The organism is Cohnella silvisoli, from assembly GCF_021190915.1.
GTDB lineage: Bacteria > Bacillota > Bacilli > Paenibacillales > Paenibacillaceae > Cohnella > Cohnella silvisoli.
In genome coordinates this window covers 169,673-184,008 of sequence record NZ_JAIOAP010000002.1, presented here as the reverse complement: position 1 = coordinate 184,008, position 14,336 = coordinate 169,673, and the positions used below count along the sequence as shown (strand labels likewise).

The window sequence follows — 14,336 nt, the reverse complement described above, 5'->3', positions numbered from 1 at the left end:
TCAATCATCAACAAAATGGAGGAACTTACAGTGAAAATCAAGTTGACCGAGCAAGAGTTGGCAACGCAACAATTGCACCCGGAAACGTTGGAAATAGCCGTGGAACAAGTTAAGGCCAATGGTTACATCCTCTTCGACAAAGTGCTCAGCGATGAGAAGATCGCGACAATTCGCCGATCGTTCGACCCGCTGTTCGACGAATACGTAAGCCGGAAGGGGTACAATACAGGAACGAATCGCGCCCAGATGTTTCTTCCCTTCACTCAGCCGTTTATCGATGAGGATGTTATTTGTAATCCGATCGCTGCGGCGGTGCTGGATCGTATTCTTGGAGACGACAATCGCTGCACCTATTTCGCTTCGGATACGGCAATGCCAGGTTCTGCCTATCAGAACGTGCACTCCGACGTCATGCCGCTGTTTCCTGATTTATCGGTGCCGCTGCCCATATTCAGCCTGGTCGTCAACATTCCGCTCGTCAATGTTACAGAAGATAACGGACCGCTTGAAGTTTGGCCCGGCGGAACGCATCACAATCCGGACCGTTCCAATCACGACACGCTGGACGGCAGTATTAATCCTTATTTGCACATTGTGCGTGCTGCGCAGCACATGCATTCCGAGAAGGTGATCATGACCGCCGGTTCCATCGTCATCCGCGATATCCGGATGTGGCACCGTGGGACGCCGAACCATTCCGGTGATCGCAGAACGAATCTCGCGATGATTTTCAGCAAGAGCTGGTACGGCGGCGGTTCCTACATTCAGATTCCCGGAGACACCTACGAGCAGCTATCGGAAAAAGGGAAGAAAGCATTCCGAATGGAAAAAATCGGATCACCGGCCAGAATGCCGTGGGAATGATGTCAAAGGGGACCTGTAATGAAAACGCTTGTCATTGTTGCGCATCCGAATTTACAGGAGTCTCGCGCTAACCGAACGTGGAAAGAGAGATTGGAGCAGGAAAAAAGCGTGACGGTGCATGATTTGTATCAATGCTGTCCGAACGATAGGATAGATGTGGAACTGGAACAGAATCTTCTGCTGGAGCACGATCGTATCGTGCTTCAGTTCCCGTTCTACTGGTACAGTACGCCATCCCTGCTTAAGAAATGGCAGGATGAAGTTTATACGTATGGCTTCGGGTATGGGACAGGCAATAAGCTGCGGGAGAAAGAATACATGCTAGCTGTCTCGGTGGGAAGAGCGAAACAATCCTACAGCCCCGAAGGAGACAGCTTGTATACGATGGAACAGTTGCTCTTGCCTCTCCAAGCTACCATCTTGTTGACTGAAATGCGTTATTTGCCTCCGTTTATCGTATATCACGTCCCGCAGTTGAGCGACGAGGAGCTTAAACAAAGCGCGGAGGTGATGGTTCGTTACGTAACCTCACCTTTTCATTGAAGGGCATCTCTAACGCGCCCTGCGGTAATAGTGCATGCTGAGCGGCCACCATGTCAGCGCGAAGATGGGATAGATTGCCCAGATGTCGGTCGTAGTTATCGTATTTGCGGTAATGAAGAAAACGGCGCTCATTATGGCAGCCCAAACGGAAAAGTTAAACCACTTTTTTTTACTGCTGAAATAAATCGCAAGCGGCCACCAAAGAACGGCGTAAGCGGGAAATATCGCCCAAGGGAACTGTGGAGAGACCAATGCGTTAAGCAGTCCGTAGGAGACGATGACGCCTAGGCTTCCAATCAATGCCATGGATAACGTTCTTGCATAGTGGCCCGCAAACATGAGAATAGGCCACCATATGATCGCAAAAGCCGGATACAAGAACCAAAGGTGTTCGGGCGAGTGCATCTGATTTTCCCAGTTCAAATATAAGATCAATAACAGGCTGGTTACAAGCGAGTACTCTTTTACTTTCCCGCGAGAGAAACAGTAAATGCTGATCGGCCATTGAATGAGCGCCAATGTAGGATAGATGAACCAAATCGTACCTGGAGTCGTGAGGTAATTAACGATAATAAAGAACAAGATGCTAATCAGGCTTCCCGTTACGGCAAACGCAAATTGCTTATTTGTCATTTCGCTGCCTCCTTACTTCATCCCGAGCCATTTGTAGAACATGGCAAGAGGCCACCAGACAACGGCGAACGTCGGGTAAACAAACCAAATGATATGAGGCGTATAATAGAAGTTAGCGAACAAAACTAAAGCTATGATAAGACCGCTCCCCCAGAGGGAAAATCCTAGATGCAAATTAAACCGATTTCTAGGTTTTTCCGTATTCACTCCGAGCTCCGCTTTGATATCTCCGATATCGCCGAAATCTACGATAGCCTTATTGATCGCATCTTCCTCGCTTTTACCTTCGTGCATTAAATCTTGAACTTTTTCCTCCAGATTCTGAATAATATCTTCTTTGATTCTCTGGTTGTGCTCGTTCTCCGGTATATCGCGAAACCATTCCTCAACGTGTTTTGTAATCTTCTTCATCCTAATCCCTCCATGAAAATGTTCATAATGTCTTTGATTTCATTCCATTCTTCAACCGTTTCCTTCAGATAAGCCTTGCCGAGCTTCGTGATTTTGTAATACCGACGTTTTCCGCCATGCGAAATATCGCCCAAATAAGATTCGATCAACTCTTTACGTTCGAGCCTCTGGAAGACGGCATACAAAGTAGCTTCTTTAATTTGAAAACGATCGTTCGTCCGTAATCCGATTTCTTTGGATATTTCGTAGCCATAACGATCTTCTTCGTATATGAGCCGCAAAATAATGGCGTCTAAATGCCCGCGTATAATATCGCTTCGAATCATTCATGATCCTCCTTGTTGCAGAATTGCTCTACCTGACAGTACTCTATCACACATAGCTCTATCTGATGGAGTAAATTTATCATACATTACTCTGCGTGTCAAAGTAATATTTAGTTCATGGACGAATTGTCGCACCTTCAGGAAAATGTAACTCGGCTGACGAAAGCTCAGGTTGAGGAGATTTTGGCTAAAGAGCTGCAAGGCCCAAAGGCGAAACGTTCAGCTCTTTTGAAAATTCAGGATACAAAAAAGGATATAGAACCTTTTCTTTAGCAGAAAAGTTCCACATCCTTTTATTTTATATATTTTTCAACGAATTACATGGCCATTTCGCCGTTGTCGTAGTTAAATTGCCATTCGATTCCGAATTTATCCGTCAAACTACCGTAGCATTTGCTCCAGAATGTTTCTTGAAGCTCCATGACTACTTTGCCGCCTACTTTCAGCTGATTGAATGCGGATTTAACTTCATCCTCGTTCTTGCTGACTAACGACAGGCTTACGTTGTTTCCTTGAATAAAAGGCATACCGGGGAAAACATCGGAAAACATAACATTGCTTCCGCTAATGTTAAGTCGCGTGTGCATGACTAAATTTTTAGCTTCTTCCGGAAGAGGGTAATCCGGGTTCGGCGGCGTTTCTCCAAAGGTCATAAAGATTGTTTTTTGCGTTCCAAATACCTGTTCGTAAAACTCTACTGCCTCACGACAATTTCCATTAAAATTAAGATAAACGTCAATAGCCAATTCATTCACTCCTTGTTTTTAATGGTTAATGATTGGAAGCCCACTTCATTGTACCATTCACAATTATAGAATCAAATATACTTCCCAAATTGTATCGTATTCAAGCAATAAATCATTAACGAATATATGGTAGGATATGTTTGTAAATAGAATCCAGCCACATAGGGTGAAACACATGACGATGTTGAAATCTATGGCGAAAGTGGCAGGGGCAGCGTTCGTACTCTTCGGGATGAACGGTCTGATCAACTATGCGTTGATGAAACCGCTTGAAGGCGGATCGGACGCGTTCAACCGTTTGCGCCATCACTTGGACGATGCCGTATTCATTCTGCTGTTTGTTTTTGTAGCGGTCGTCTTTTGGGCGATGTTTGCCGTTCTCCCCCGGGAGCGCGGTTATCTTTATCTTGGGACGATCTCGTTTCTGACATCGCTGCAGCTGTTTTGGGATTGGGATGGCAAAGTGTTATTGTTCGGACCTTTTCCGGAAATTCCATACGGCTCGCTGGTCGTCAAAAGCGGAATTACTTTCCTGTCCTTCTTATTTGTTGCTTACCTGCTGAAAACCGTAAATAACCGAATCACTAGCGTGCTTCTCTGGGCGGGTGGATTACTTTGGGCGATGATTTTTGCGGCTTTGTTACTGTCGGTCGACGATTCTACGCTTATCGTCCTAAACCGACTGTTCTTGGTTCACGTATTCTTAAACATGACGCTCTGCATATGGCAATTTTTATCTTTATTACGCCGTAAGGAGCGTCAAGCGGAACTCCGGTGGATTACGGCAGGGTTCTTCTTGTTTGCACTCGTCCTGTTGCCTGATCCATTGAAAGATATGTTGGAAGATATCCAGGGGCGAAGTCTCGGTTACCGTATGGTGTATTGGGAGCAATGCCTGGAGGATACGTTCCCGTGGGCTCTGCTCTCGCTATTGACGGTGTTTGGGGTCGTTTTTTTCCGCCGGTTCGTCCAGACGATTAATGACAATCGGGCCGTTACCAAGGAGCTTCAATCGAAGAACGACGCCTTGGAGCAGGAAGTGGATACCCGGCAGCGGTTGGATCAACTGTTGTCCGTGCTGCTGCGAACCTATCGGGTTGCCGATCTGGAGCAAAGCGTTATCCGGGAAGGACGGCGATATTTCCAGCCGTACACCTTTGTATTGGTGAAGGTTGATGAAGCGAACGGTTCTGTTCGTTTCGAAGGAGCCGATGGTCTTTCGTCTCACGAGGAGGACATAAGAGAAGCTTTGCGATTAAGAGGGAATCGACTTTCATCCGGAGAAGCGATTATTACCTCCACGATGGTATTGGGGTCTGCGGGGGGCGCGGGCGAGATAAGGCTTTTTTTGGCGGTATATGCCGTAGATGGCGGTTCGATCATAGTTGAAGAAAGGGACAAGTTCGCTTTATTGCTCATGTCGAAATATGTATCGATATTTTATGAATACTTTCATTTGCTTGAGAGTCGATTAAAGGAAATGGAGTATAGGCAAGCGGACAATACACCTTGGCTGTCCAAGTTGTTCATGCAGATCGCGGAGAAAGAACGGAAACGGTTGGCTTCCGATCTTCATGATGAAGTTTTGCAGGAACTGCTTCATATCCGTCGCATATTGGATCGGACGCCAGCCGGACAATGGTTGCATGAAGACAATGAGCACATAAGACTTGGATTGGATAACGCCGAGTTTATGATCAGGGAAACATGCCGCGAACTGATGCCGTCGTTTCTGTCCGATCATGGAGTCCTGCACGCGATTTCAAGGCTTGTGGAGAAAACCCGGCTGCGAGTTGATTTTCAGCTGGATTTCCATGCTTTGCCTTTAAACGCTTCACTCAACGACGAGCAAGTTACGGCGATCTATAGGGTCGTGCAGGAACTCATCAACAATGCGGTTAAGCATTCGGAAGCGAGCCGGGTGACATTGGAGATCGGGCAGCAGGAAAGGGCTTTACATATCGGATATTCGGATGACGGAAAAGGCATGGAAACCGACATTGTTTTTTCTTCCGCAAATAGACTCGGATTAAGAGGCATTTCAGAGCGGATTCGCATAATGGGCGGGGAAGTTCTTGTGCAATCAGAGCCCGGTCAAGGGGTCAAAGTCCGGTGTTCTGTGCCGGTCTAGCGGATGAAACGCGATTAGTATTCAGAGCTCACCCTAACTGGCTACACGTTGAGGTTAAGCCACTTTAACTCAATTCCCTTCATGACGGCCTCTTGGCGGGAGGCCGCACCCAATTTCTCGAATAAATGAGAAATTAAATATTCGACATTGCGTTGACTCATGTAAAGCCGATCCGCAATGTCTTTATTTTTATGCCCCTGAGCGATCAGCTTCAAGACGGCCACTTCTTTATCCGATAACGTCCGGTTCGCTCCCCCAGCCTCCAAGACTTGGCCGACGTAGCGGCTTTCTTTGGTTCTTAGTTTTCTGGCTAGATGAATGGGAAGAACCGTTAATTGCTGCAAGGCCAATCGAAGACTGCCGATAAATTCCTGTTCGCCGAGAGATTTCTCCAGAAAGCCGGTTACCCCGATATCAATCAGCCTGTCGTAGTGCTCCGAGATGTCCTCGCCGGTCAATATGACGATAGTGGCTTCCGGATAACGCTGCAGGGTTGCTTCCGTCAATTCGAAGCCGTTCATCTCCGGCAGTTTCAGATCAAACACGAACAGATCGAAAATGGTTTGTTCCATCCGCTCCAGCGCGTCCGCTCCGTTAGACGCAGTCGTTACGCAGAAGCCATGTTTTTCGAGTATGAGGGCAGTTCCAACCAAAAAAGTACGGTGATCGTCGACCAATAAAATATGTTTCACATCGGATTCCCCCATAACTCTCCATTAAGAATAACCTAACCTTACCTTACTATATCGGCCGCTTTAATGCACCGCAACTGTAAGCAGCGAGACAGAAAGAAACCTCTTCGGTACCGAAAAAAGTTTTGCGCGGTTTCTCCTCGTTCTTTCGGTGAGATTTTTGGGATGAGATGTTACCGTAGGAGCATGAGATCGAAAGGGGGTGGAAAAATGGAGAAGCGGTTGATCTATCTTGATCGGTTAAAAGTATTTTTGACAGTGCTGGTAGTACTCCATCATACAGCGATTACTTATGGCGGAGCGGGTGGATGGTTTTATTATGAGCATCAGGACAATGTTGCGGTTAACGCGTTGCTGTCGACGTTTACGGCTGTCAACCAATCGTTTTTTATGGGATTGTTTTTTTTCGTCTCCGGTTTTGTAACACCTGCTTCCTATGATCGCCATGGGGGCTTCAATTTCCTGAAGGCACGTCTGTTCCGGTTCGGAATTCCGCTGTTGTTCTACATGCTGTTCATCGCTCCTCTACTCTGGTATGTAGCCTCCTGGTATAAAGGTTCGCTAGGCGTCTTCATCAAGGAGGAGGTATTCTCTCATCCGCTCCAAGGAGTAACCGAATTTGCGGTAGGGCCGTTATGGTATTTGGAAGCGCTGCTGCTGTTCTTCGCCGGGTATGCCGGATTCCGTCTGTTGACCGCAGGCAAATCCCGTAGTAAACCTCTCGAACTGACGCCGCGCCTGATGGCAGGTTACGTCGTAATCGTCGCGGCAGCGAATTTCATCGTGCGTTTGGCATACCCCGTCGGAACCGAATTGCTGAATTTACAATTGGGCTATTTTCCGGCCTATATCGGCCTGTTCATGGCGGGCATTGCGGCTTATCGCGGGAATTGGCTTCAGCAACTTACCGATAACGCGGCCCGAAAGTGGAAGTCGACGGTCATATTGCTAATCGTCATAATGTCTGCCGGGATGGCGCTCGGAGGAGCAATGGAAGGCGATATTTCCGCGTTCATGGGGGGAATGAGCTGGCAATCGGTCTTTTATGCGATAATCGATCCCCTAATGGGTCTGGGGATCTCCTACGTACTGCTCGTATGGTTTCGCAAGCGTTGGAACGGCTCGGCAACCAAGTCTACCGGATGGCTGTCCGCCAACGCGTTTCTCGTTTATATCATTCATGCGCTGTTTGTGACCTATGTGTCCTATACGCTTCGTGACCTGGATTGGCATCCTATCGTCAAGTTCGCATTGGTCGGCAGTTCCGCGGTCATTCTCTGCTACACGGCAGCCTCGCTCATTCGGCGGATCCCCGGCGTCAAAAAGGTAGTTTGACGTAGGTTGATGAAAATCAGAATATTCCTTTACAGGAATATTCTCTATGTAGTATATTAAAATCATAAGAAAACTATAATAGGAAAGAGGGAATGAGAAGTGGGAAAAATCACAGCATCGATCTATCTATCTCTGGACGGAATCATGGAAGAGCCGGGGCTTTGGCACATGCCTTATTGGGATGATGAAATGGCTAATTTCCAACGCGATGTGTTTTACGGAACCGACGCGCTTCTTCTGGGGCGAGTGACTTACGAAGGTTTTGCCGCAGCGTGGCCCAAGATGAAGGGGGAGGGGGCCGACGAGATGAATGCTATGCCCAAGTATGTGGCTACCACCACGCTGGTAGAGCCCCAATGGAACGCCAGTTTCATCAAGAACAACATTGCACAAGAAGTGACCAAGCTTAAGCAGGAAACGGATCAACAATTTCTGATCTATGGCAGCGGTCAATTGATTCGCACCTTGATGGAGCACAATCTGATCGACGAGTATCGCTTTATGGTCCATCCGGTCGTATTGGGCAAGGGAAAAAGACTCTTTACGGAACAGGGTCAAAGAAGCTTGAAGCTTGTAGGAGTCAAGACGACGACAACGGGAGTAGCCCTTCTATCCTATCAACCCTCGGAATGAGCCGCAAACTTCTAAACATTTGCGAACGTTACATGAAATGGGATTTGTCGTGCTTCAGCCTGAGGCTGAAAAAGCAGCAGTCGATCAAACACGAAAAATGGTTGAGCAGATGCAGGCCTCCGCTCAACCATTTTTTACATTAGAAATCCTAAATCCTTTTTTCGAGTAAGTCAGCATTGGGATTCTTCACGATTTCCGGTAATCCTTGGGCGTCATGCCCATATGCTTGCGGAAGATGCGATTGAAGAAGCTGACATCGTTGAATCCGGTCTCGTAAGCGATGCTCGCGATTTTATGGTCGCGATCCTCGAGCAGACGGCAGGCACGGCGGATCTGGGCGGCATGCTTGTAGTCCAGCAGGCTGAGTCCGGCAGCCTGCTTGAACTTGGAAGTAAACGAGGAGACGCTCATACCGCACGTTCGAGCCAACTGCGTAAGCGAGAGCTCGCGGTCGCAGTTTTGCTCCACGAAGCTGCGGATGGAGGCAATCCAATCGTCTTTGGTCAACTCCTTTGGACGAGGGCTTTCCTCACGGTTTTCTCCATGAAAACGGCTTAACAAAACCATGCACTCGATCCAGCGGTTTTTGATAATAAGCTGATACCCTTCCCGCCGTTCGCGGTATTCCTCGTAGATCGTACGCAGATGGATATCCATTTGAATCCGCTGGTAATCCTTAAGCGGGGTGTAAGGGACGAACGATGCGTTGTTGCGCAAGAAAGGAGCCAGATAGAAGAAGTCGATGAAGGCGGGAAAACGAAGCAAGGCTTCCATTTCGTTCTGAAGCAGCCTACGCTCGAACAGAATATTGTACACGACGGTATCCTTGTCCTCCGCGCCGATATAGCTGTGATAGGTATTCGGTTCGATTGCGAACACGTCACCGGGAGCCAGCGGGTGGCTTTTGCCCGACCATTCGTGTACGGCGCAGCCGCTTTCGACATAGACGAATTCGACGAAATCATGGGCGTGCGGCAAGATGTTCTCTGTCCGTCTGATCGTATAACGGTCTATATAGAAGGGAAACTGCGGATCGTCGAAAAAATGCCGGCCTTCGTAGACAGTCATTTTAGCTTCCTCCAATTTTGGCAGATCGTCTTATTTATTCCTCATATCCCCCAAGATTGTAGTCGGTATCGGGTGTAAAGTAAAGACATAATCGACTACAAGGAGCTGCTGAAAATGTTGAATACGAAAATGAAGGCAACCGACGAACAAATCCTATTTTACCGCGAGAACGGCTTCGTGCAGATCAACGACGTTTTGTCGCCGGGGGAACTTGAAGAGCTGCGGGGTTACTTGGATGAGACGATGGGTAACAAGGGAGGCAACTCTTTGCAAACGGACACAAGCGGGGGCAATTACTTCAAAGTGCTTAACCAACGCGTGAACACATGGAGAGATCACGGCGGCATGGCAAAGTTCGTCCTGGGCGACCGGTTCGCCGATTTGGGCAAGCAGTTGACCGGATTCGATGGAGTTCGTTTGTTTCATGACCACGCGCTCTTGAAAATGCCGGGAGACTCCAAGCCGACGCCTTGGCATCAGGATAAGCCTTATTGGCCAATGAACGATGAAACGAAAGCGTTAAACGCGTTCTCGATCTGGATCGCGCTTGACGACGTGGACGAGAATAACGGCTGTATGAAGTTCGTTCCGAAATCGCAGAAGATTAAAAATCTGAAGGCGGTCGACCTGGTCACGCCGGAAGATATTTTTTCCCAAAAAGGCGCGGAAGAGCTCGATCGGAACACGGCGGCAATCGTCCGAATGAAAGCGGGCAGCTGCACCTTTCACGACGGGATGACTTTTCACTATGCGCATGCGAACATCACGGATAAGCCGCGGCGCGCCCTTGCGATCATCTTCTTTGAGGACGGCACGCTCTACAGCGGGGAAGCTCATGTGGCGACCGATGGTCAGGGGCTGCAGAAGGGCGACCGCATTGAAGGGCCTCTGTTTCCCAAGCTGGCTTAATCCGATTACAAGTTAGCCGACCGCTATAGCCGGTTAGGAGCAAAAAAAGCAATGGAGCCGTCGGAACGGACGGCTCCATTGCTTTTTTTGATTTATCCTTTAACCGATCCGACCACCCAACTCCAAGAATGGCTAGCCGATTTGCCCTTGTACATTAAGGGTTTATTCGATGGATGAGGAATGATTCTTTTTTATGGGCTCAACAATCGTGTCAACTGGGCATAAGTTGTATGACGCAGATTCGCAAATGGAAGATTCAGCAGTTTGTACCGGAATACCGCCCAACTATAGGCTTTTAAAGAACATTTCCGCGACAAAATGTTCAAACGGTATGGATAAAGCAAAGAACGTGCCGATCCCTATGAAACGCTTTGGTTTCCAACTCGTATTTTTATAGGTGTAATGATAGACATTTGTCCGGAATGTAAAGGAGTTTGGCTTGACCTTGGAGATTTTGAGAAACTAATGTCCGGTATTCGAGAGGTCCAACAAGCTTCAAAGTTATTCCCTCGCCCCATTCCTCCTATGGTTGACAGATGACCAGAGCGGATGATAAGATGAAAATCGTAATATATGATAATGATTATCATTATCATATAAAAAGGGGGAATATAGAAAAATGCAACACCACCGTAAAGTTTTATCTGTATTGGCGGCTGTTTTGGGTCTGGGACTGCTTATAGGCTGCGGCTCGACACCGCAAAATGGGGAGCAAGGAAAGCCGCAGGATTCCAAGACGGGGGCTATGGAAGCGAAGAAAGAACAGGTTGTCAACATCTACACAGCACGGCATTATGAAGTAGATGACGTGCTGTACGGTAAATTTACTGAAAAAACGGGCATTAAAGTAAATGTTATCAAAGGCAAAGCTGAAGAATTGATCGAACGGCTGAAGCGGGAAGGTCAAAATACGCCTGCGGATTTATTTATCACGGTGGACGGAGGCGTGCTCAACAACGCCAAACTGAACGGCGTGCTGCAACCTTTTCAATCAGAGACGATCGATAACAATGTGCCGAAGCAGTTTCGGGATACAGACAACCAGTGGATCGGCTTGTCCACCCGTGCACGCGTGATCGTCTATTCCAAAGACCGTGTCAGACCGGAGCAGCTCTCAACGTATGAAGATTTGGCTGCTGACAAATGGAAAGGCAAAGTGCTTGTCCGTTCTTCCACGAGCCTATATAACCAATCATTGCTCGCTTCTTTAATAGAATTGAACGGCGAGCAAAAAGCGGAAGAGTGGGCAAGGGGCATCGCAGCCAACCTGGGACGTGCGCCGGAAGGCGGCGACCGCGACCAGGCCAAAGCCATCGTGGCCGGATCTGGCGACGTAGCGATCATGAATACTTATTATTTTGGACAAATGCTGAACTCCAAGGATCAGGAAGAAGTGAAAGTCGCACAGCAGTTAGGCGTCTTTTTCCCGAACCAGCAAACATCAGGTACACACATCAACATCAGCGGAGCCGGGCTGGTCAAAAACAGCAAAAACAAAGACAATGCCGTAAAGCTTGTCGAGTATTTGACGGGCGAGGAAGCGCAGGCGCTGATGTCTAAAGAAAACTTCGAGTTCCCGGTCAACCCCTTAACGGAAAATCCGGAGTTGCTGAAATCATGGGGCAAATTTAAGCCACAAAAGTTGGACTTCGCCAAGCTTGGAGAACATAACAAACAGGCGATCGAGATTGCAAACAAAGTAGGTTGGAAATAAGAATGCGTTTGGTTAAAGTGCTTAGAGGCATCCGGCAATATGCAAACGGCTGGCTTTACGCCAGCCTTCTCGGGGCCGCAGCTATTTTGCTGCCCCTGATTATTTTATTCATCTCCTTGTTTCAACCGCCAAATGAAAATTGGTTGCAAATCAAGCAGTTTTTGCTGCGGGACTATGTAATCCAGTCCATTTGGCTTGTGCTATTTTCAAGCTTGTTCACGATGCTGCTCGGTGTTACGCTCGCTTGGCTTGTCGCGGCTTTCGATTTTCCGTTCAAACGTTTTTTCAGCTTTGCGCTTGCTCTACCTTTGGCCGTTCCGCCCTACATTGCTGCGTATACCTACAGCACGATGACGAGTTATACCGGTTTCGTACAGACGACGCTGCGCAACGAGTTCGGGTGGACGCCCGACCCAAAGTGGTTTGGAATCATGTCCATGCGGGGTGCGATTTTCATTTTTACCCTGTTTTTGTTTCCATACGTTTATTTAATTGCAAAATCGTTTTTAGAACGCCAGAGTGGATCCTATATCGAGAATGCAAGGCTGCTCGGCCGCAGGCCGGCCGCCGTTTTTTTTAGAATCGTTCTTCCGATCTCGCGGCCGGCAATTGTCGGCGGGGTTATGCTAGTCGTATTCGAGGTGCTGAGCGACTACGGCGTATCGAGTTATTACGGCATTCAATCGGTTTCGGTGGCGATATTCCAAACCTGGTTCGGGATGTATGACGTTGATTCCGCGGTCCGGCTGGCTGCTTGGCTGATGACTGGCGTGATAGGTTTATTCGTCTTCGAACGGATGCTGCGCCACCGACGCAACTATGCCGCTTCCACAAGCAAAACCAGACAGCTGGCGCCAATGAAGCTTCGCGGAATACGTGCAGCGGCAGCGTGTTTATTTTGCGGATTCTTTTTTTCCATATCGTTCTTGATCCCTGTCCTGCAATTGATCGTTTGGGCGACATGGAGCTATCGTGATGTACTTACGCCGGCTTTCTATACGTTGACTTTTAACACGGTTAGAGTAGGCTTCACTGCAACGTTTTTTATCCTGTTATTGTCCATTATCACAGCGAACGTTAACCGTATGAAGGGTACGTTTGCTTATGTCCTTGCCCGATCGGTGACGGCCGGATATTCCGTTCCAGGGACGATTATCGCCATCGGTGTGCTCTCTTTGTTCATCGGGCTGGATCGCCTATTGGCGCCGATATATGCGATGTTGGGTCGTGGACAAGCTCCGCTTGTGCTCAGCATGTCGATTGTAATGTTGATTGCTGCTTATGTCGTTCGATTCATGGCGACGGGTTATAATGCCATAGAAGCCGGCTACGAGAAAATCGGAATGAAATATACGGAGGCATCCCGCCTACTCGGTCTTGGCATGACCCGAACGTTTTTCAAGGCGGAGCTTCCTCTGATCAAAGGATCGCTGCTTAGCGCCATCATTTTGACATTTGTGGAGATCATGAAAGAATTGCCGCTTGCTCTGCTGCTCCGCCCCTTTAATTTTGAGACTCTGGCCACCAAGACGTACCAGTATGCCAGCGACGAACGCATTTATGAAGCATCGGTGCCTGCCTTGTTCATTATAAGTGTGAGCATGATCTCCGTCATTTTATTTCATCAAATAGGGAAGAAGTTGGAGCTATGAATATCGTCGAGATCACTAATCTTTCATTCACATATTCTTCCAATCAGAAGTCAGTGATCGAGCGATTTTCTTTTTCGATGAGGAAAGGAGAAATTGTAGGCGTTCTGGGTCCGAGCGGAAGCGGAAAAAGCACTTTGCTGCGGCTCATAGCCGGGCTGGAGTCACCTTCAGGCGGCTCCATTACCATCTCGGAGAGAACGGTGGTCGACGATGCGACGTTCGTACCGCCTGAAACCCGCGGCGTAGGGATGGTGTTTCAGGATTACGCTTTATTCCCGCATCTGACGGTTTCGGACAATATCGGTTTCGGCCTGCACCGGTTGTTCAGGAAGGAACGTGATGCCAGATCGCGGGAGATGCTGGAGCTGGTGCAACTGACCAGGTATGAGAGGCGGTATCCTCATGAACTGAGCGGAGGGCAGCAGCAGCGCGTCGCCTTGGCCCGGGCGCTTGCCCCAAGGCCAACTCTATTGTTAATGGACGAACCTTTCAGCAATTTGGACGCGGACCTCAGAGCGACAATTCGAAGCGAGCTGCACGATATATTACGCAAAGCCGGGATGACGTGCCTGCTTGTGAGCCATGATATCAAGGACATCGAGGCCATTTGCCAACGCACGGTGATAATGGGTAGTATTTAGTTATAGGGTTTATTTCCCGCACCGAGGACGTATTGTTC

16 protein-coding genes and 1 pseudogene are annotated in these 14,336 nt (G+C 48.3%); 11 read left to right on the top strand and 6 right to left on the bottom strand.

What is annotated here, in order from left to right; all coding sequences use genetic code 11:
- Positions 1 to 30: 30 nt before the first annotated feature.
- Together K7P76_RS04470 and K7P76_RS04465 are read left to right on the top strand one after the other, a co-directional pair.
- Positions 31 to 864, top strand: a complete 834-nt coding sequence (locus K7P76_RS04470; RefSeq protein ID WP_232183598.1) for a phytanoyl-CoA dioxygenase family protein — start codon at positions 31 to 33, stop codon at positions 862 to 864.
- Positions 865 to 882: 18 nt separating this feature from the next.
- Positions 883 to 1,407: an NAD(P)H-dependent oxidoreductase gene (locus K7P76_RS04465; RefSeq protein WP_232183597.1), complete on the top strand. Its 525-nt coding sequence runs from the start codon at positions 883 to 885 to the stop codon at positions 1,405 to 1,407.
- A 9-nt stretch (positions 1,408 to 1,416) separates the two neighbouring features.
- On the opposite strand, the gene K7P76_RS04460 is transcribed toward K7P76_RS04465, so the two are convergent.
- The 4 genes from K7P76_RS04460 to K7P76_RS04445 all read right to left on the bottom strand — a co-directional run bounded on the left by K7P76_RS04460 (position 1,417) and on the right by K7P76_RS04445 (position 3,523).
- Positions 1,417 to 2,040: a hypothetical protein gene (locus tag K7P76_RS04460; RefSeq protein ID WP_232183596.1), complete on the bottom strand. Its 624-nt coding sequence runs from the start codon at positions 2,038 to 2,040 to the stop codon at positions 1,417 to 1,419.
- A 12-nt stretch (positions 2,041 to 2,052) separates the two neighbouring features.
- Positions 2,053 to 2,451, bottom strand: coding sequence for a permease prefix domain 1-containing protein (locus K7P76_RS04455; RefSeq protein WP_232183595.1), 399 nt, complete (start codon positions 2,449 to 2,451; stop codon positions 2,053 to 2,055).
- The gene (locus K7P76_RS04450; RefSeq protein ID WP_232183594.1) at positions 2,448 to 2,777 is read right to left on the bottom strand and encodes a PadR family transcriptional regulator; all 330 of its coding nucleotides are present in this window, start codon (positions 2,775 to 2,777) and stop codon (positions 2,448 to 2,450) included. The genes K7P76_RS04455 and K7P76_RS04450 overlap by 4 nt, the downstream gene beginning before the upstream one ends.
- 317 nt (positions 2,778 to 3,094) lie before the next feature.
- A complete protein-coding gene (locus K7P76_RS04445) occupies positions 3,095 to 3,523 on the bottom strand; it encodes a VOC family protein (protein ID WP_232183593.1) in 429 nt (142 codons plus the stop codon).
- 175 nt (positions 3,524 to 3,698) lie between these two features.
- Between K7P76_RS04445 and K7P76_RS04440 the strand changes: the two genes are divergently transcribed.
- Positions 3,699 to 5,654 carry an ATP-binding protein gene (locus tag K7P76_RS04440; protein WP_232183592.1) on the top strand — a complete coding sequence of 652 codons (1,956 nt, stop codon included), beginning with the start codon at positions 3,699 to 3,701 and terminating at the stop codon, positions 5,652 to 5,654.
- A 41-nt stretch (positions 5,655 to 5,695) separates the two neighbouring features.
- On the opposite strand, the gene K7P76_RS04435 is transcribed toward K7P76_RS04440, so the two are convergent.
- Positions 5,696 to 6,346 (bottom strand): response regulator transcription factor, encoded by a 651-nt coding sequence (locus tag K7P76_RS04435; RefSeq protein ID WP_232183591.1) that lies wholly within the window; start codon positions 6,344 to 6,346, stop codon positions 5,696 to 5,698.
- Positions 6,347 to 6,556: 210 nt separating this feature from the next.
- Here K7P76_RS04435 and K7P76_RS04430 point away from each other — a divergent pair, with 210 nt between their 5' ends.
- Together K7P76_RS04430 and K7P76_RS04425 are read left to right on the top strand one after the other, a co-directional pair.
- A complete protein-coding gene (locus K7P76_RS04430; RefSeq protein ID WP_232183590.1) occupies positions 6,557 to 7,681 on the top strand; it encodes an acyltransferase family protein in 1,125 nt (374 codons plus the stop codon).
- 99 nt (positions 7,682 to 7,780) lie between these two features.
- The gene (locus K7P76_RS04425) at positions 7,781 to 8,314 is read left to right on the top strand and encodes a dihydrofolate reductase family protein (protein ID WP_232183589.1); all 534 of its coding nucleotides are present in this window, start codon (positions 7,781 to 7,783) and stop codon (positions 8,312 to 8,314) included.
- Between the two features lie 186 nt (positions 8,315 to 8,500).
- On the opposite strand, the gene K7P76_RS04420 is transcribed toward K7P76_RS04425, so the two are convergent.
- Positions 8,501 to 9,382: an AraC family transcriptional regulator gene (locus K7P76_RS04420; RefSeq protein WP_232183588.1), complete on the bottom strand. Its 882-nt coding sequence runs from the start codon at positions 9,380 to 9,382 to the stop codon at positions 8,501 to 8,503.
- 114 nt (positions 9,383 to 9,496) lie between these two features.
- On the opposite strand from K7P76_RS04420, the gene K7P76_RS04415 reads away from it, so the two are divergent.
- From K7P76_RS04415 to K7P76_RS04395, 6 genes and pseudogenes are all read left to right on the top strand, one after another.
- The gene (locus K7P76_RS04415; RefSeq protein ID WP_232183587.1) at positions 9,497 to 10,291 is read left to right on the top strand and encodes a phytanoyl-CoA dioxygenase family protein; all 795 of its coding nucleotides are present in this window, start codon (positions 9,497 to 9,499) and stop codon (positions 10,289 to 10,291) included.
- Between the two features lie 51 nt (positions 10,292 to 10,342).
- Positions 10,343 to 10,468: a hypothetical protein gene (locus K7P76_RS33045; RefSeq protein ID WP_255678219.1), complete on the top strand. Its 126-nt coding sequence runs from the start codon at positions 10,343 to 10,345 to the stop codon at positions 10,466 to 10,468.
- A 225-nt stretch (positions 10,469 to 10,693) separates the two neighbouring features.
- A pseudogene (locus K7P76_RS33615) lies at positions 10,694 to 10,780 on the top strand (zf-TFIIB domain-containing protein); the annotation flags it as partial.
- 130 nt (positions 10,781 to 10,910) lie between these two features.
- The gene (locus tag K7P76_RS04405; RefSeq protein ID WP_232183586.1) at positions 10,911 to 12,005 is read left to right on the top strand and encodes a Fe(3+) ABC transporter substrate-binding protein; all 1,095 of its coding nucleotides are present in this window, start codon (positions 10,911 to 10,913) and stop codon (positions 12,003 to 12,005) included.
- Positions 12,006 to 12,007: 2 nt separating this feature from the next.
- Positions 12,008 to 13,657 carry an ABC transporter permease gene (locus K7P76_RS04400; protein ID WP_232183585.1) on the top strand — a complete coding sequence of 550 codons (1,650 nt, stop codon included), beginning with the start codon at positions 12,008 to 12,010 and terminating at the stop codon, positions 13,655 to 13,657.
- Entirely contained in the window at positions 13,654 to 14,298 is a 645-nt protein-coding gene (locus tag K7P76_RS04395) for an ABC transporter ATP-binding protein (RefSeq protein ID WP_232183584.1), read from the top strand. Before K7P76_RS04400 ends, K7P76_RS04395 begins: the two co-directional genes overlap by 4 nt.
- Positions 14,299 to 14,336 lie beyond the last annotated feature (38 nt).